General features: G+C 67.0%; 16 protein-coding genes. 8 read left to right on the forward strand and 8 right to left on the reverse strand.

What is annotated here, in order from left to right:
- Positions 1-19: 19 nt before the first annotated feature.
- The 6 genes from ShzoTeo12_RS22170 to ShzoTeo12_RS22195 all read right to left on the reverse strand — a co-directional run bounded on the left by ShzoTeo12_RS22170 (position 20) and on the right by ShzoTeo12_RS22195 (position 6,853).
- Positions 20-1,690, reverse strand: a complete 1,671-nt coding sequence (locus tag ShzoTeo12_RS22170; protein ID WP_318912482.1) for an amidohydrolase — start codon at positions 1,688-1,690, stop codon at positions 20-22.
- Between the two features lie 9 nt (positions 1,691-1,699).
- Positions 1,700-2,881 (reverse strand): serine hydrolase, encoded by a 1,182-nt coding sequence (locus ShzoTeo12_RS22175; protein ID WP_318912483.1) that lies wholly within the window; start codon positions 2,879-2,881, stop codon positions 1,700-1,702.
- A 78-nt stretch (positions 2,882-2,959) separates the two neighbouring features.
- Positions 2,960-4,000, reverse strand: a complete 1,041-nt coding sequence (locus ShzoTeo12_RS22180; RefSeq protein ID WP_119255803.1) for an extracellular solute-binding protein — start codon at positions 3,998-4,000, stop codon at positions 2,960-2,962.
- Between the two features lie 30 nt (positions 4,001-4,030).
- On the reverse strand, positions 4,031-4,834 hold the full coding sequence (locus tag ShzoTeo12_RS22185; RefSeq protein ID WP_119255802.1) for an ABC transporter permease: 804 nt from the start codon (positions 4,832-4,834) through the stop codon (positions 4,031-4,033).
- The gene (locus ShzoTeo12_RS22190) at positions 4,827-5,750 is read right to left on the reverse strand and encodes an ABC transporter permease (RefSeq protein WP_318912484.1); all 924 of its coding nucleotides are present in this window, start codon (positions 5,748-5,750) and stop codon (positions 4,827-4,829) included. The genes ShzoTeo12_RS22185 and ShzoTeo12_RS22190 overlap by 8 nt, the downstream gene beginning before the upstream one ends.
- A gap of 2 nt (positions 5,751-5,752) precedes the next feature.
- Positions 5,753-6,853 (reverse strand): ABC transporter ATP-binding protein, encoded by a 1,101-nt coding sequence (locus ShzoTeo12_RS22195; protein WP_318912485.1) that lies wholly within the window; start codon positions 6,851-6,853, stop codon positions 5,753-5,755.
- A 256-nt stretch (positions 6,854-7,109) separates the two neighbouring features.
- Between ShzoTeo12_RS22195 and ShzoTeo12_RS22200 the strand changes: the two genes are divergently transcribed.
- Both ShzoTeo12_RS22200 and ShzoTeo12_RS22205 read left to right on the forward strand, forming a co-directional pair.
- Positions 7,110-7,796, forward strand: coding sequence for a GntR family transcriptional regulator (locus ShzoTeo12_RS22200; protein ID WP_318912486.1), 687 nt, complete (start codon positions 7,110-7,112; stop codon positions 7,794-7,796).
- Between the two features lie 137 nt (positions 7,797-7,933).
- Entirely contained in the window at positions 7,934-8,560 is a 627-nt protein-coding gene (locus ShzoTeo12_RS22205) for an alpha/beta hydrolase (RefSeq protein ID WP_318912487.1), read from the forward strand.
- Positions 8,561-8,611: 51 nt separating this feature from the next.
- Here ShzoTeo12_RS22205 and ShzoTeo12_RS22210 read toward each other — a convergent pair whose 3' ends face one another.
- The gene (locus ShzoTeo12_RS22210) at positions 8,612-9,715 is read right to left on the reverse strand and encodes an aminopeptidase P family protein (RefSeq protein WP_318912488.1); all 1,104 of its coding nucleotides are present in this window, start codon (positions 9,713-9,715) and stop codon (positions 8,612-8,614) included.
- Between the two features lie 269 nt (positions 9,716-9,984).
- Between ShzoTeo12_RS22210 and ShzoTeo12_RS22215 the strand changes: the two genes are divergently transcribed.
- From ShzoTeo12_RS22215 to ShzoTeo12_RS22240, 6 genes are read left to right on the forward strand one after another with little or no spacing between them, the layout of a single operon-like run.
- Positions 9,985-11,595 (forward strand): ABC transporter substrate-binding protein, encoded by a 1,611-nt coding sequence (locus ShzoTeo12_RS22215; protein ID WP_318912489.1) that lies wholly within the window; start codon positions 9,985-9,987, stop codon positions 11,593-11,595.
- Positions 11,596-11,632: 37 nt separating this feature from the next.
- The gene (locus tag ShzoTeo12_RS22220; protein WP_318912490.1) at positions 11,633-12,622 is read left to right on the forward strand and encodes an ABC transporter permease; all 990 of its coding nucleotides are present in this window, start codon (positions 11,633-11,635) and stop codon (positions 12,620-12,622) included.
- Entirely contained in the window at positions 12,619-13,449 is an 831-nt protein-coding gene (locus ShzoTeo12_RS22225) for an ABC transporter permease (protein ID WP_318912491.1), read from the forward strand. The genes ShzoTeo12_RS22220 and ShzoTeo12_RS22225 overlap by 4 nt, the downstream gene beginning before the upstream one ends.
- Positions 13,446-14,225, forward strand: coding sequence for an ABC transporter ATP-binding protein (locus ShzoTeo12_RS22230; protein WP_318912492.1), 780 nt, complete (start codon positions 13,446-13,448; stop codon positions 14,223-14,225). Before ShzoTeo12_RS22225 ends, ShzoTeo12_RS22230 begins: the two co-directional genes overlap by 4 nt.
- Complete coding sequence (locus ShzoTeo12_RS22235) at positions 14,222-15,010, forward strand: ABC transporter ATP-binding protein (protein ID WP_318912493.1); 789 nt, start codon at positions 14,222-14,224, stop codon at positions 15,008-15,010. Before ShzoTeo12_RS22230 ends, ShzoTeo12_RS22235 begins: the two co-directional genes overlap by 4 nt.
- Positions 15,000-16,094, forward strand: coding sequence for a pyridoxal-phosphate-dependent aminotransferase family protein (locus ShzoTeo12_RS22240; protein ID WP_318912494.1), 1,095 nt, complete (start codon positions 15,000-15,002; stop codon positions 16,092-16,094). Before ShzoTeo12_RS22235 ends, ShzoTeo12_RS22240 begins: the two co-directional genes overlap by 11 nt.
- On the opposite strand, the gene ShzoTeo12_RS22245 is transcribed toward ShzoTeo12_RS22240, so the two are convergent.
- Positions 16,082-16,618, reverse strand: a complete 537-nt coding sequence (locus tag ShzoTeo12_RS22245; protein ID WP_318912495.1) for a dihydrofolate reductase family protein — start codon at positions 16,616-16,618, stop codon at positions 16,082-16,084. The two genes, ShzoTeo12_RS22240 and ShzoTeo12_RS22245, sit on opposite strands and share 13 nt — an antisense overlap.
- Between the last annotated feature and the right edge of the window lie 46 nt (positions 16,619-16,664).

Genomic DNA, 16,664 nt, shown 5'->3' on the forward strand with positions numbered 1-16,664 from the left:
CCGCCCCGCCCGGGCTCGATCAGGCCTGGTAGGTGATGCGCCCATCGCACATGGTCGTGACCGGGCGGATGGCGGCGAGGTCCGCGAAATCGGCGGCCTCCACATCGGCCGAGAGCACGACGATGTCGGCGAGATAGCCGGGCTTCAGCACGCCCTTGCGATCTTCCATGAACTCTACCCAGGCGCTGGTCCGCGTATAGGCGGCGAGCGTCTCGTGCAGCGAAAGCCGCTGATCCTGCATGCCCTCCTTCCAGACGGTGCGCGTCATGGCGCACTGGATGCAGTGCATCGGATCGAGCGGCGAGACCGGCCAGTCGGTGGCGAACACGATGGGCGCGCCGGCATCGGTGAGCGTGCGCCAGGCGAAGGCATGGGGCCAGCGTTCCTCGCCGATATAGGAGAGGTAAGGCTCCAGCGGCAGGCCGGCACTGCCCGGCGGGTGCGTCGGCTGCATGGAGGCGATGGTGCCGAGTTCCTTGAAGCGCGGAACGTCGTCCGGATGCACGACCTCGATATGTTCGATGCGGTTGCGGCTGTCGCGCCTGCCATTGGCCTCGATGGCGGCCTCGTAGCCGTTCAGCACCATGCGCACCGCGCCGTCGCCGATGGCGTGGACGGCGACCGGCAGGCCGAGCCTGTCGGCGGCGATGGCGATCTCGTCGAAATGCGCCTGCGAGAACAGCGGCTCGCCCTTCCAGCCGGGCTGGTGGCTGTAGTCGTCGACGAAGACGGCGGTACCCGATTCCGTCACGCCGTCCATGAAGAGCTTGACGAAATCCGAGCGCAGGCGATCCGTATTGAAGCGCTCGCGCCACGCGGCCGCCTTGGCTTCGAGGTCCGAGAGCGGCATGAAGTTCTTCATGTGGAAGGGCATGCGCACCCGCACGGGTAGGCCCGCCGTCTTCTCGATCTCGTCCAGCATTTCGAGCTGGTAGAGGCTGCCATCCATGTTCTGCAGCGAGGTAATGCCGAGCGAGGCGACATAGGCGAGACCTTCCCTGATGATCTCGATGTCGGCCGCCCGTTCTTCCGCCGTCACATGGTCGGGATCGCCGCCGGTACCGACGCCGAGCATCTCGCGCGCGCCGGTTTCGCCGAGCGCGGAGACCGGGCGGATGGCGTTGCTTTCGCGCAACTCGCCATTGGCAAGCCCGTCCTCGCCCATGACGATCTCGTTGCCGATGCCGACGTCGCGGCCTTCGAGGATGCCGCCCATCTTCAGCGCCAGCGTGTTCGCCCAGGCGGTGTGATGGTCCGGCGCGAAGATCAGCACGGCCCGGTCGGGCAGGATGCGGTCGAGGTGGTGGCGCGTCACGCGCTCGTCATCGGACAGGATCGTGTAGTCGGCATGCTGGGCGATCAGCAGGTCGCGCTGCGGATAGTCCGCCGCATAGGCCTTCAGCGCCCTGTCGAGGGCGTCAAAGCCCTTGACGCCCATCAGCGACAGTTCGCGCAGCTCGGCCGAGCCGCCGAAAATGTGCATGTGCGCTTCGTTGAAGCCCGGCAGAACGGTCGCGCCCTTCGCGTCGATCACATGGGTATCGGGGCCGGAATAGGCGTCGATCTCGGCCTCGGACCCGACGGCCAGGATGCGGTTTCCCGAGACGGCGACGGCGGCGGCGCGCGGGTTCGCATCGTCCATCGTCAGCACCCGCGCATTGCGGATAATGAAGCTTGCTTCGGCCTGCATGTGCGTTCCTCAGACAGCCCGGCGGCAGAGCGCGCGGAAGAAGGTGAAGATGTCCTGGTTCTCCTCGTCGCCGAGCGGTTCCGGCTGGGACGAGAGCTTGACGATGACGGTTTCCGTGCTGGGATCGACATAGAGCCACTGGCCGTGGATGCCGATGGCGCAGAAGGCCCCGTCCGCTTCGCCGGACTGGTACCACTGGCTGCGGTAGCGCCCGTTGGGCAGGTCGACATTGCGGCCCTGCTGCCAGGCCTCCCGGTCGCCGTTTTCCTGCATGTCGCGGATCCAGCCCTCTGGAACGACCTGCCGGCCGTTGCGGACACCGTGATTGCGCAGGAGCTCGCCGAGGCGCGCGAGGTCGCGCGCCGTCATGGAGACGCCGCCGGCGGTGCGCGGCGTGCCGATGGCATCCACCGTGATATCGGCATTGCCCCTGGCGCCCATCGGCTTCCACAAGAGATCGGACGTGAGGTCGGCGAAGCGGGCGCCCGTTGCGCGCTCGATCACGACGCCGAGCAGGTCGGCGTTCGGGGATGCGTAGTAGAAGGGGCCGCCATGCGGCCGCTCGGCCTTCTGCAGCGTCAGCAGGAAGGAGGCGAGCGTCTCCGGCTCGGCGTCCTTCATCGGCGGGTTCCACAGCATGGCGCGGCGGTAGCGCGCAAAGGCGCCATAGGGATCGAGATAGGCCTCCTCGAAATCGAGGCTGACGCGCATGTCGAGCACGTCGCGATAGGTGCAGTCGCCGTAGACGCTGCCCTTGGCTTCCGGCAGATAGTCCGTCACCGGCCGGTCGGGATCGATGAGGCCCTGCGCTTCCAGGATGCCCGAGAGGACGGCGGTCAGCGACTTGGAAATGGAGAAGACGAGATGCGGCGCATTGGGGTCGGCATGCGGCGCGTAATATTCCGCGACGATCTCGCCCCGGCGCATCATGACGAAGGCGTCGGTCTGCGCGAATTCGAGGAAGGCGCGCGCCGTCGAGGCCCCGGCAAGGCCGGTCTCCATCGCCATGTCGAGGAAGAAGCCGCTGGCAAGCGGCACTTCGGCCGCCGCGTTCTCCGCGGCGATCACCGCGGTCGGCACGAAGTCGCGCACGTTCTGGAAGGTCCAGCGGCTGTAGGGGGCGGTGCGCCAGTTGGCGAGGGTCACATCGGCGCGGGCAAAGCCGTGCCTGTCCTTGAAGGTCCTGATCATGAAAAATTCAGCCGAAGCGCGGGAAGGCCGAAGCCTTCCCGCCCGGGGCTGTCCTCGTATATTGCGCGGCCTTGCCGCTTACTTCTGCAGTTCGGTCCAGATCTTCGTGTAGAGTTGCTGCGTCTCCGGCTCGCAGGTTGCGAGGAATTCGCCGGCCTTCTCGAATTCAGGCGGCACGACCAGTTCGGGCGCCGACTGCATTTCCGCCGGCAGGAACTTTTCCGAGCCCTTGATGCCGTTTGCATACTTGGCGAAGGCCGAGATCAGCGCCGCGTTCTCCGGCTCCATGATGAAGTTCATGAAGAGCTTGGCGTTTTCGGTGTTCTTCGCGTCCTTCAGCAGCGCGACGCTGTCCATGAAGTAGGGGAAGCCTTCCTTCGGATAGCCGAACTTGATGTCCGGGTTCTTCAGGCGCGAGCGCATGATGGCGCCGTTCCAGTAATAGACGCCGGCATAGTCGCCGGCCGGCAGCTTCTCCGTCACGCTGTAGTCCATGGCGAGCCACTTGGCCTTTGCCTCGACCAGCTTGTCGCGGACCTTGCGCAGGACCTCCTTGTCCATGGTGCACCAGTCGCCGCCGAAATACTTGATCGTGGCGAAGAGCACGTCGTTCATTTCCGGCGCGACATTGAGCTTGCCGACCAGTTCCGGTGGCGGATCGAGGAAGATCGCCGAGGTGTTGATGTCGCCCTTGTAGACGGAGGTGTTGACGCCGATGCCCGTCAGGCCCCACTGCCACGGAACGGTGTAATGGCGGCCCGGATCCCACGGAACGTCGACCCAGCGCTCGTCGACATTCTTGAAGTTCTCCATCTGGTCTGGACGGGCTTCCTGCAGGAGGCCTTCCTTCACCCAGATCTGCACGTAGTTGGCCGAAGGTACGACGAGGTCGAAGCCATGGCCGCCGGCGCGGACCTTGGCGAGCGCCGTGTCGTTGGAATCGTAGTCGGTGACCGTGACCTTCACGTCGTACTTGGCTTCGAACTTCTTGACGAGCTCCGGGTTGGTGTAGTCACCCCAGTTGTAGATGTTGAGCTCGCCGGCAGCCGAGGCGGCGTTCGCAAGGGCAAGCAGGCCGACTGCCGCCATCGCCGTCGTCGTCATCCATTTCGTTTTCATTTCCGTTCCTCTCTGTGGTTTGTCCGATGCTTATTGCTTTTTTCTGTTGATGAAGAAGAAGACCACGACCAGCGCCGTGGAGAGCGCAAGGAAGACCGTGGCGATCGCGTTGATCTCGGGCGAGGTTTCGCGCCGGAGCTGGCCAAGCATGTAGGTCGGCAACGTGTCCTGGCCACCGGACTTGACGAATTCGGTGATGACGACGTCGTCGAGCGAGATGACGAAGGCCAGCATGAAGCCCGCGATGATCGCCGGACGCAGCAGCGGCAGGGTGACGTAGCGGAACGTCTTCCACGGCGTCGCGTAGAGATCGGCCGCCGCCCGCTCCAGCGTCAGGTCCATGCTTTCGAGGCGGGCGCGGATCGGCAGGTAGGCGAAGGGAATGCAGAAGGCGGTATGAGCCGCGATCAGGTAGCCAAGGCCGGAATAGCCGGTCCAGACCTTGATGCGCGAGAAGACGATCAAGAGCGCGACCGCCGTGACGATCTCCGGCACCATGAGCGGCTGGTTGATGAGCGCATATTTGAAGGTGAGGCCGCGATAGGGCTGCGTTCGCGTCGTCGCGAGCGCGGCCATGGTCGCTGCGACCGTCGCAAGGAGCGCGGCCCACACGGCGATGACCATCGAGCGGACGGCAGCGTCCTGCACGGCGGCGTTCCGCCATGCCGCCACGAACCAGCGCGTCGAAAACCCGTCCCAACGGGAAAGCGATTCCGCCCCGTTGAAGGAGTAAATGACCAGCGCGGCAATGGGCAGGTAGAGCGCGAAGAAGGTGAAGAGGGTGATGAGCCCGAAGCCGGGCTGGGCACGGACGTCGAAACGCGATCTAAGCATGACCGGCTCCTCCGCGCGAGGCATTGCGGACATAGACGATGAGCGCGACCATGACGAGAGCCATCAGCGTGATGGACATCGCCGCGCCGAGCGGCCAGTTGCGGCCCGAGCCGAACTGCATCTCGATCAGGTTGCCCAGCATCATGTTCTTGCCGCCACCCAGCACGCGCGGAATGACGTATGCGCCGAGCGAGGGGATGAAGACGAGGATCGAACCGGCGATGAGGCCGGGCTTGACCAGCGGAATGACGATCCGGCGGAGCACCTGGAAGCGCGTGGCATAGAGATCGTATCCGGCCTCCACCAGCCGGAAATCGAGCTTCTCGATCGACGCATAGAGCGGCAGCACCATCAGCGGCAGGTAGACATAGGTCATGCCGAGGAGGTTGGCCGTGTCCGTGTACATGATCTGCAATGGCTGCTTGATGATGCCGAGCCAGATGAGGGCGTTGTTCAGGAGCCCCTCGTTGCGGATGACCTGCTGCATCGCGAAGGTGCGGATCAGGAGGTTCGTCCAGAACGGGATGGTAACGAGGAAGACCCAGATTTCGCGGGTATGCGGCGGCCGCGTCGCGATGAAATAGGCCGTCGGGAAGCCGAGGACCAGCGTCAGGATGGTCGTGAAGAAGGAGAGTTGCAGCGAGCGCCAGATGATGGAGAGATGCGCATCGGCAAGCCCGAGAGTGTCGTCGAAGATGTCGCGCTCGAAGAAGACCGAGGTCCAGCCGTCCAGCGAGAACTCGCCGAACCGGACGTCGCCATAGTCACCCTTGGCCATGAAGGAATAGAGCAGCATGACCAAGAGCGGCCCGACGGCCGCGACGAAGATGATGATGAGGGCCGGTGCGCTGAGCAGCCAGCGGGAGCGGATGTCCTTTTTCCTGGCCGCGACGGCGGCTTCCTGTGCGCCGTTCATCGTCAGTCCCTCAGGATCTGGGCGACGTCGTCGCTGAAGCCGATGCCGATCGGGTCTCCCTTGGAGAAACCGCAATGGCCGCTGCGGGCATTCTGCTGGCGCACCATGAAGCTCTTGCCGTCGTCGAGCCGGACGTGAAGATGCGTATCCGTGCCGAGATAGACGATCTCGTGGACGATGCCGCGTAGCAGCGCGGCGGGCGAGGGGGCGCCGGCCTGCGCGTGTTCCGGGCGGACGACGATGGTGACCTTGCCCGCCGGCGTCAGGCTGGCCGGGAAGGTGGCGGAGATTTCCGCGCCGGAGGAGAGGCGCACGCGCGCTTTACCGTCGGCGACGGAAACGACGTCGGCCTCGAGGAAATTCGTCTCGCCGATGAAATCGGCCACGAAGCGCTCGGCCGGACGGTCGTAGATCTCCCAGGGCGAGCCGACCTGCCGCACCGTGCCCGTCGACATGACCGCGATGCGGTCGGACATGGTGAGGGCTTCCTCCTGGTCGTGCGTGACGAAGACGAAGGTGATGCCCGTTTCGAGCTGCAGGCGCTTCAGTTCCATCTGCATGGACTTGCGCAGCTTGAGGTCGAGGGCCGAAAGCGGTTCGTCGAGAAGCAGCACCTTGGGCCTCGGCGCAAGGGCGCGGGCGAGGGCCACGCGCTGCTGCTGGCCGCCGGAAAGCTGCGTCACCGGATTGTCGCCGCGCCCTTCGAGATGCACGAGCTTCAGCATGTCGGCGACGACGCCGTCGATCTCCGCCTTCGGCTTGCCGAGCATCTTCAGGCCGAAGCCGATGTTCTCGGCGACGGTCAGGTGCGGGAAGAGGGCGTAGTTCTGGAAGACGGTGTTGACCGGGCGCTGGTTCGGCAGGAGCCGTGAAATGTCCGTGCCGTCGAGCAGGACCTGCCCCTCGGTGGGCAGCTCGAAGCCGGCGATCATCCGAAGGAGCGTGGTCTTGCCGCAGCCCGAAGGCCCCAGAAGGGTGAAGAACTCGTTCGGGCGGATATCCAGCGTCACGTCATTGACTGCCTGGAAGCTGCCGAACCACTTCTTGATGCCATGCATGCCGATGGCACCGCCATGGGCGGCGGTCGTTCGGGTCTCAGTCATCGGTTCCCCGTTTTTCGACCGGCGCCCGAGCTTCCTCTGCCCAAACCGCCGGCTGTTTCTGTCCGACCGCTGATCACGGCTCTTATGTGATAGGCTTGACTTGCTTATGATCACAACAAATCATAATTTGATCAAATCTGTAAAGGGCGATTTTGGGCTTTGCAGATTTATCCGCCCTGCGTGCAAAAGCCCGGAAATTCAGCCCTGAGACGATGACCGCCGGGAGAGCGGCGTCGTGCGGAGGGAGGGTTTCAGCATGCTGGTTGCACGCGGCCGGGAGGTGTCCGAATCCGCCAAGCAATGGGTGTATCGCGTCCTGCGGCGCGGCATCATGACGGGCCAGTTCGAGCCCGGCGATCCCGTGACGATCAACGGCCTGGCGGAGGCGCTGGGCGTCAGCGCCATGCCGGTGCGCGAAGCGCTCCATCGCCTCGTGGCGGACGGGGCGCTGGAACTGCTCGACAATCGCCGCGTCCGCGTCCCCGATCTCGACCGCCAGAGCTTCGAGGAGGTGCTGGAAGCCCGCCTCGCGCTGGAAACGCGGGCCGCCGAGCGGGCCATGCCCTTCGTCGACGAGGCGCGGCTTTCGCGTCTTCGGGCTTTGGACCGGCTTGCCGACGAGGCGCTGGCCGCCGCCGATTTCGGGCGGCTGGTGGAGGCCAATTTCGACTTTCACCGCTGTCTCTACGAGGCGCGGCCGGGCACCGTCATGCTGCCGCTCATCGAATCCCTCTGGCTGCGTCTCGGCCCCTTCATGCGCCGGGCCGGCGAGACCCTGTCGGAAACCTATCAGGTCGACCGGCATGCCGAGGCGCTCGCCGCCATCGTCAACCGGGACGCCGCCGCGCTCAAGGCGGCGATCGCCGCCGATATCCGCGACGGCGCGGGCCATCTCGGCCGGGGGCATTTCGAGCGGGTCGCCGCGCGCGGCAGGAGCGCTTAGGCCGGCAGTCATCCGCGCCCGGGGCGAATTGCAAAGAATTTTTATGGATTTTGCAGACTGGAGCAGCGCCTTCCTTACGCGCGGTGACGGTCACGCGCATCATTCCGGCAGATCCCGTCCCGCAAAGGAGGCCTGCCATGCCGTCGCTCGATCATCCCGTCGATACGCTCATCCTTCCCGGCCTCAACGGCTCGCCGGAGGGGCACTGGCAGCGCCACTGGGCGCGCGACAATCCGGAGAGCCGCGTCGTCGAGCAATATGACTGGGCCTGCCCGGATCGCGGGCGCTGGCTGGAGGAACTGGCGCGGCAGGTCGAGATGATCGGCCGGGACGTCTGGCTCGTCGGGCACAGTCTCGGCTGCGTGCTGGCGGCGCATTTCGCCGAAAGCCCGCTCGCCGCGCGCATCCGCGGCGCGCTGCTCGTAGCGCCCTGCGACCTCGACGCCACCGAGACGCTCCATCCCTGTATCGTCCGCTTCGGTACGATGCCGCTCCGCCGCCTGCCGTTCCCGACGCTCGTGGTCGGCAGCCTCAACGATCCCTACATGCCGCTCGACCGGCTGCGCCGAACCGCGCGAGCCTGGGGCAGTGACCTGATCGATATCGGCGCGGCCGGCCATATCAATGTCGCGAGCGGTTTCGGCCGGTGGGCGGCAGGCCACGACTTCCTCGAACTGCTGAAGGAGCGGTCCGCCCTTGCTCCCGTCGGAGATAGTCGGCTTTTCACCCACGCCGTCGCCGGCGCAGGACTCGCGCTCAACTGAGAAGGTTTTCGTCCGGGGCGGCGTTGCGAGGCAGCGCCGCCCCTGATGATGTCAGATTCGCGCGATGTGAACCGTGCGCGGCAGGGAGGAAAGGACTTCCGGCCCGTTCTCGCGCAGGATCACGATGTCCTCCAAGCGGATGCCGAAACGGCCGGGCAGGTAGATGCCGGGCTCGATGGAGAAGACCATGCCTTCCTCCAGCACCGTTTCGGAGGTTGCGGTGATGTAGGGCGGTTCATGCCCGTCGATGCCCATGCCGTGGCCCGTGCGGTGCACGAAATAGTCGCCATAGCCCGCATCGGCGATGACCTTGCGGGCCGCGGCATCCACCTCGCGCGCCACGACGCCCGGACGGGCGGCCTTGAGCGCGGCCTGCACGGCCTTCTCGACGATGGTGTGGATCTCGCCATAGCCTTCCGGCGGCATGCCGACGACGGCCATGCGGGTGATATCGGAGGGGAAGCCCTGCTTGCGCCCGCCGATGTCGATCACCACCGCGTCGCCCTCCCGGATGACCCGGTCGCTGGCCGAATGGTGCGGGAAGGCGCCGTTGCCGCCTGCGCCGACGATCCAGAATTGCGGCGAAGCGCCTTCCGAGGAAAAGTGCGCGCGGATTTCGGCGGCAAGCTCCTTCTCGGTCATGCCCGGCCTGATCGCCGCGAAGGCCGCTTCCATGGCGCGGTCGGCGATGCCGGCATTCATCTTCAGCCTTGCATATTCGCTGTCGTCCTTGCGCATGCGAAGGCCGCCGAGCGTTGCCGGCGTGAAGTCGCGGCGCGTGTCGGCGGGCAGTGCGTCGAGGAGCAGCAGGGCGAAATCCGCCCGCATCGTCTCGTCCAGCGCGACGAGGCCCGGCGCTTCAGCGCCGATGGCCGACAGCGCCGCGCGCAGGGCCGAGTCCGGGCCTTCCTCATCCGCCCAGTTGTGGAAGGCGATATCGGTGAATTCGCGGGTGCCCTCGGCATTCAGCGCCGGCATCAGGAAGGCCTCCTTCTCCGGGCCGATGAGCAGCAGGCAGGGGCGCTCGTCGGGATGCGGATGGAAGCCCAGCACCCAGTCCATGTGGGAGCCGGGCGCGACGGCGAGGAGGCCGGTTCCGGTCTCCGCCATGCGCTGGCGCAGGGCCTTGAGGCGGGCGGCGGTCTGTTCGTTCATGGTCTTGTCCTCGTTCAGGTGGCGGGAATGACGATACGGCTGCCGAGGGCGTTTCGCGCGAGCCCGGCGGCTCGGCACACCAACCGTATTGCACTCGTAAAGCGCGGCATACTCCGCCCGCGGCAAGGCTGCAATGGAGAGGCGGGAAGCCTCGAAGGCCGACCCGCAACAATTTGTTCTTGCAAGGCGGGCCGAGAGAATTTCCTCTCTGTCATTGAGGGCGATTCGCCACCACTATCGCGAACGACATGTCGAAGCAGGAGAGAGAGATGCTGACCGCGACCCCAACCCGGCGTACCTTCTTGCAAGCCGCGGCGGCGCTGCTGGCCTCCACGGCCCTGCCGACGCTTGCTTTCGCTCAGGATGCGCCGTCCGGCGGCAGGCTGATCGTGGCGGCCGATTCCGAGCCGAAGAACCTCAACCCCGCCATCGTCGCCTCCAACGGCGTGTTCTTCGTGGCGAGCAAGGTGGTGGAGCCGCTGGCAGAAGCGTCCTTCGACGGCAAGGATGGGCTGGCGCCGCGGCTCGCCACCGCCTGGGAGGGTTCGGAAGACGGGCTTTCGGTGACGTTCCGTCTGCGCGAGGGCGTGACCTGGCACGACGGCAAGCCCTTCACCTCCGCCGACGTCGCCTTCTCGGCGCTCGAGGTCTGGAAACCCCTGCAGAATCTCGGCCGTATCGTCTTCGCCAATCTGGAGGCCGTCGAGACGCCGGACGAGGCGACCGCGATCTTCCGCTTCTCCAGGCCGACACCGCTCCAGCTCATCCGCAATGCGCTGCCCGTCGTCAGCAGCGTCATCCCGAAGCATCTCTACGAAGGCACGGACATCGCCGCCAACCCGGCGAATATCCAGCTCGTCGGCACCGGCCCGTTCCGCTTTGCCGAATACAAGCCCGGTGAATATTACCGCCTGACCCGCAACGAGGCCTACTGGGACAAGGGCCAGCCGAAGCTCGACGAGATCATCTTCCGCGTACTGCCGGACCGCGCTGGTGCGGGCGCGGCGCTGGAGGCCGAGGAGATCCAGCTCGCCGCCTTCTCCGCCGTGCCGCTCACCGATCTCGACCGCATCTCCAAGGTGCCGGGCATAGAGGTCATCACCAAGGGCTACGAGGCGCTGACCTACCAGCTCGTCGTGGAGATCAACCACCGCCGCAAGGAGCTGGCCGACCTCAAGGTGCGCCAGGCCATCGCTCACGCCATTGACAAGAAATTCGTGGTCGACACGATCTTCCTCGGCTACGCCACGGCCTCCACCGGCCCCGTGCCGAAGAATGCGCCGGAATTCTACGATGCCGACGTGCCGGCCTACGATTTCGACGTCGCCAGGGCCAATGCGCTGCTCGACGAGGCCGGCTATGCGAAAGGCGCGGACGGCAAGCGCTTCTCGCTGAAGCTGCGCCCCGCGCCCTATTTCAACGAGACGCGCCAGTTCGGCGATTACCTGCGCCAGGCGCTCGCCGAAATCGGCATCGACGCGGCGCTGGTCAATGCCGATGCCGCCGCGCACCAGCAGGCGGTCTATACCGACCATGATTTCGACCTCGCCGTTGCCCCGCCGGTCTTCCGCGGCGATCCGGCGATCTCGACCACCATCCTCGTGCAGTCCGGCATTCCCGCCGGCGTCGGCTTCTCCAACCAGGGCGGCTATGCCAATGCGGAGCTCGACGCCGTCATCGCCAAGGCGGCGGAGACCATCGACACCGCCGCGCGCACGGAGCTTTACCGGCAGTTCCAGAAGCTGGTCGTCTCCGACCTGCCGCTGATCAACGTCGCCGAATGGGGCTTCATCACGGTCGCGCGCGACACGGTGCTGAACGTCGCCAGCAATCCGCGCTGGGCGGTTTCCAACTGGGCAGATACCGCGCTCCAGTCGTGATAGGGTCGGCCGAGAACACCGCAAGGTCTGGCGCAGCGTGAACCGAGCCCTTCGATTGCTGAGACGCCGCGCGGTCGGCAGCATTCCCGTGCTGCTGATCGTCGTCGTCCTGACATTCCTGCTGCTGGAGGCGGCGGCGGGCGATGCCGTCGATGCCTATCTCCTCTCCATCGGCGGCGGGGATGCGGCCATCGCCCAGTCGCTGCGGGTCTCCTACGGCCTCGACCAGTCCATGGCGGCGCGGCTCTGGCTCTATCTCTCCTCGCTCGCAAGGCTCGATCTCGGCTGGTCCGTCGCCTTCGACCGGCCGGTGCGCGACCTCATCCTCGAGCGCCTGCCCAACACGCTGCTGCTGATGGGCAGCGCCACGGCGCTGTCCTTCGCCATCGGCTCGGCGCTCGGCATCGTGGCGGGCGCGAGGCCGGGCAGCGGCCGCGACCGGGTGCTCTCGACCCTTTCGCTCGTCCTCTACGCCATCCCCAGCTTCTGGCTCGGTCTCGTGCTCAGCATCCTCTTCGCCGTTCAATTGCGCTGGCTGCCGACATCGGGCATCGAGACCATCGCCTCCGGGCGCATGGGCCTTTCCCGCGCCGCCGATATCGCCGCCCACCTGGCCCTGCCGGTCGCGACGCTGACGCTGGTCTATATGGCGCTCTTCCTGCGCGTCATGCGGGCGGGGATGGCGGAGGTGTGGGGGCTGGATTTCGTGCTCTTCGCGCAATCGAAGGGCCTGTCGCGGGCGCGGATCGTGCTCCGGCATGTGGCGCGCAATGCGCTGCTGCCGCTCGTCACCATGCTCGGCCTGCAATCGGCCGCGATGCTCGGCGGCAGCGTCGTCATCGAGAGCATCTTCGCCATTCCCGGCTTCGGGCGGCTCGCGCAGGAGGCGGTGAGCGGGCGCGATACCGCGCTGCTCACCGGCATCATCGTTACCAGCGCGGTGCTGGTCATCCTCGTCAATCTCGCGATCGACATCGTCTATGCCGCGCTCGACCCGCGCGTCGGGGCCTCGGAGCGTAGCGCATGAGGCTGCTGCGGAAACTGCTGCGCACGCCGGAGGGCGTCATCGGGCTCGGCCTTCTCGCTGTGCTCGCCCTCGTCGCGCTGTTCGCGCCGGTGCTTGCCCCCGGCGATCCGCTGCGCATCGCCGGCCGCGCGCTGACCGCGCCCTTTACCGATCCCGCCTTTCCGCTCGGCACGGACCGGCTGGGGCGCGACGTGCTGGCGGGGATCGTGCATGGCGCGCGCACTTCGCTCCTCGTCGGGCTCGCGGCGGCGTGTGCCGCCCTTGCCATCGGTCTTTGCGTCGGCCTTGCGGCGGGCTTTGCCGGCGGCATCGTCGACGAGGCGCTGATGCGCGTGGTCGACGCCTTCCAGATCGTGCCGAGCTTCCTGCTGGCGCTCGCCTTCGTCAGCGTGATCGGGGCGTCCGTGCCGGTCGTGGTGCTTGCCATCGCGCTCGGCGCCTGGGCCGATCCGGCGCGGCTGACGCGGGCGCAGGTGTTGTCCGTGCGCGAGCGCGACTATGTCGCCTCGGCGCGCGTCGTCGGCATGCATCCGGTGGAGATCGCCTTCCGGGAAATCCTGCCGAACGTCCTGCCGCCCGTGCTGGCGCTTGCGGCCATCGTTGTCGCCGCCGCGATCCTGACGGAAGCCGCGCTCTCCTTCCTCGGCCTCGGCGACCCGAACATCGTCACCTGGGGGTCGATGATCGCCGAGGGGCGCAACGTCCTGCGCTCCTCGCCCTTCCTCTCCATCTTCCCCGGCCTCGCGCTGGTCGTGACGGTCGTCGGCGTCTATCTCCTCAGCGAAGGGCTCGGCAAGGCGCTCTCCAGCCGGGGAGGGGCGGCATGACGGCGCTGTGCGAGATACGGCAACTCGCCGTCACCTATCGCGGCGAGACCATGCCCGCCCTGAAGGGCATCGACCTCGATATCCTCGGCGGCGAGCGGCTGGCGATCATCGGCGAAAGCGGATCGGGCAAGAGCACCTTCGCGCGGGCGCTGGCCGGCCTGCTGCCGGATGGGGCAGTTGTTGCCGGGAGCCTCCGCTGGTCGACGGGCCAGCCGCGCGCCGGCCGCGATATCGGCTTCGTCTTCCAGGACCCGTCCGCCAGCCTCAACCCGGTGCTGACCATCGGCGAACAGGTCGCCGAAGGGGCGCGCCGGCATCTCGGCCTTTCGCGCCGGCAAGGAGAGGCCCGCGCGCTGGAAATGCTGGAGCGGGTGCATATCCCCGATCCCGCAAAGGCGCTAGGCGCCTTCCCGCACCAGCTCTCCGGCGGCCAGCGCCAGCGCGTGGCGATCGCCGCGGCGCTTGCGGCAAGGCCAGGCCTCCTGATCGCCGACGAGCCGACCAGTGCGCTCGACATGGTGGTGCAGGCAGAGATCGTCGCGCTGCTCGACGAACTCGTGCGCGAGGGCGGCATGACGCTGGTCTTCGTCACCCACGACATCGCGCTTGCCTCCGGCTTCGCCGACCGCGTGGCGATCTTCCGCGACGGCATGCTGGTCGAGACGGGCGCGACGGGCAAGGTTCTCGCGAAGCCGCAAGCCGCCTACACCGCCGCCCTGATCGCCAGCCACCGCGATCTCGCGACGCCGCCGCTGATCCGCGAGGCGGGCCGATGACCTTGCTCGACGTGAAGAACCTCGACAAGCGCTACGCTTCCGGCGGCCGGACGGTGACGGCGCTCGACGGCGTCTCGCTGACCCTTTCGGCCGGCGAAACGCTCGGCCTTGCCGGCGCATCGGGAAGCGGGAAATCGACGCTGGCGCGCGTCCTCACGCGCCTCGTTCCGGCCGATGCCGGCACGGTCCGTTTCGGCGGCGAGGACTGGCTCGCGCTGTCCGGCGGCGAACTGCGCCGGCGGCGCTCGCGGATGCAGATGGTCTTCCAGGACGTGCTCGGCGCCTTCAATCCGCGTGCCACGGTGGGTTCGGTGATCGAGGATCCGCTGCGCATCCACGATATCGTGCCGAAGGCCGAGCGGGGGCGGGAAGTGGCGGCGCTGCTCGACCGCGTCGGCCTGCCGGCCGCCTATGCCGCCCGTTCGATCCGCGACGTCTCCGGCGGCCAGCGCCAGCGCATCGCCATCGCCCGGGCCATCGCCTCGCGGCCGGCCATGATCGTGCTCGACGAGGCGGTCTCGGCCCTCGACGTCTCGCTGCGCGAAAAGGTGCTCGAGCTTCTCGTCGCCCTGCAGGAGGAGCGCGGCATCGCCTATCTCTTCGTCTCGCATGACCTTGCGGTGCTCGCCGCCGTTTCCCATCGCATCGCCATCATGGATGCCGGCCGGATCGTGGAGAGCGGCCCGGCGGTCGAGGTGATCGGCAATCCGCAATCGTCCGCCGCCCGCGCGCTCGTCGGCGCCGTGCCGCGCCTCATCGGACAGGAAGACCGAAATGCCGTTTGACCGCTGGAATGCCCTGAACGACGCCCCCGTCTTCCCGCCCGAACGCTTCGGCCTCGTCGCCGACCGGCTGGGCCGGATTCTGAAGACGCGGAACGATATCCTGCTCTTCCAGACCGAGGCCGTCGTGGCGCTGGAGGCGGTGACGGCAAGCCTCGCCCGGCCGGGCCTGAAGGCGATCAATATCGTCACTAGCCCCTTCGGCGCATGGTTCGGCGGCTGGCTGCGGCGGGGCGGCGCGGAGGTCGTGACGCTTATGGCCGAGCCCGCCCGGCCCATCGATGCGGAAACCGTGACGGCGGCCTTCGAGGCCCATCCGGATACGAAGGCCGTCATCTTCTGCCATGCGGAATCGGCCAACGGCGTGCTCAACCCGCTGGAGGAGATCGTCGCGGCCGCCCGCGCCCGCGGCATCGTGACGGTGGTGGATGCCGTCGCCTCGGTCGGCGGCCATCCGCTCGACGTCGATGCGCTCGGCGTCGACATCGCGGTGATCGGCCCGCAGAAATCGCTGGCGGGGCCGGCGGGCGTCTCGGCGGTTTCGGTCAGCCCCGCCGCGTGGCGGCTGGTGACGGCCGAAGGGACCTCAAGGGAATCGACGCTGTCGCTGCTCGACCGCAAGGCCTGGCTCGATGCCGGGCGCGGCGCGCTGCCCGGCACCTCGGCCTCGCTGGAATTCTTCGCGCTGGAGGCGGCGCTCGACCGTTTCGAGGCGGAAGGCCCCGATGCCGTCCTCGCCCGCCATGCCCGGGCGGCGAAGGCGGCGCGCGACGGGCTTGTCGCGCTCGGCGCGGCGCCCTCGGCCCCGGCCGGCCGCGCCTCCCATCTCGTCACGACGGCAAGGCTGCCCGATGGCGTCGGGATGGACGCTTTCCTCGCCGCCGCGGCGCATCTCGAAACGGACATGTCGCCGGGCGTCGGCCAAGGCGCGGAAAATCTCGTGCGGCTCAACCATACCGGCCAGCGCGCCCGCTTCGAGGCCGTGCTCGGCAATGTCGCGGCCTATGGGATCGCCCTCCGCAATCTTGGTCTTCCGGCGGATATCGCGGCGGCAGCGGCGGCCGTCGCCGCGCATTATGCCGGCTGAGAAAAGCGGTAGTGCAGGCGCACGCAGCCCCGGTCCAGCGCCTGTACGCCGATCAGCTCGGGGCTGGCGCGAAAGCCGGTCGGCGGAAAGAGCGGCCGGCCGCCGCCGAGCATTTCCGGGATGACATAGATCTCGATCTCGTCCAGTGCGCCCCGTTCCAGAAAGGCCATCTGCAACTGCCCGCCGCCGAGCATCCAGACATCGCCATCGTCGAGGGCGCGCAGCTCGGCAATCAGTGCGTCGATGTCGCTGCGGATTTCCAGAGGACCTTTCGGATTGTCGATGGGCGCGGATGTGACGACGAAGGTCCGCTGGTCTCCATAGGCCCAGGGAGAGGGGTCCCTTGCGATGAAATCGTAGGTGCCGCGCCCCATCACCACCGTGCGGATGCGCTTGATGAAGGTGCGGTAGTCGTGTTCGCCGAGGTCCATTCCATCATATTCGAACAGCCAGTCGAGACTGTCGTCAGCCGTGGCGATCATGCCGTCGAGGCTTGCGGCGATGTATCCGAGAATACGGGCCATTGGAAATCCTCTTGATTAATAAGTAAATGAATATTCATATATAGCC

This window comes from Shinella zoogloeoides, assembly GCF_033705735.1.
In the GTDB taxonomy this organism is placed as follows: domain Bacteria; phylum Pseudomonadota; class Alphaproteobacteria; order Rhizobiales; family Rhizobiaceae; genus Shinella; species Shinella zoogloeoides_A.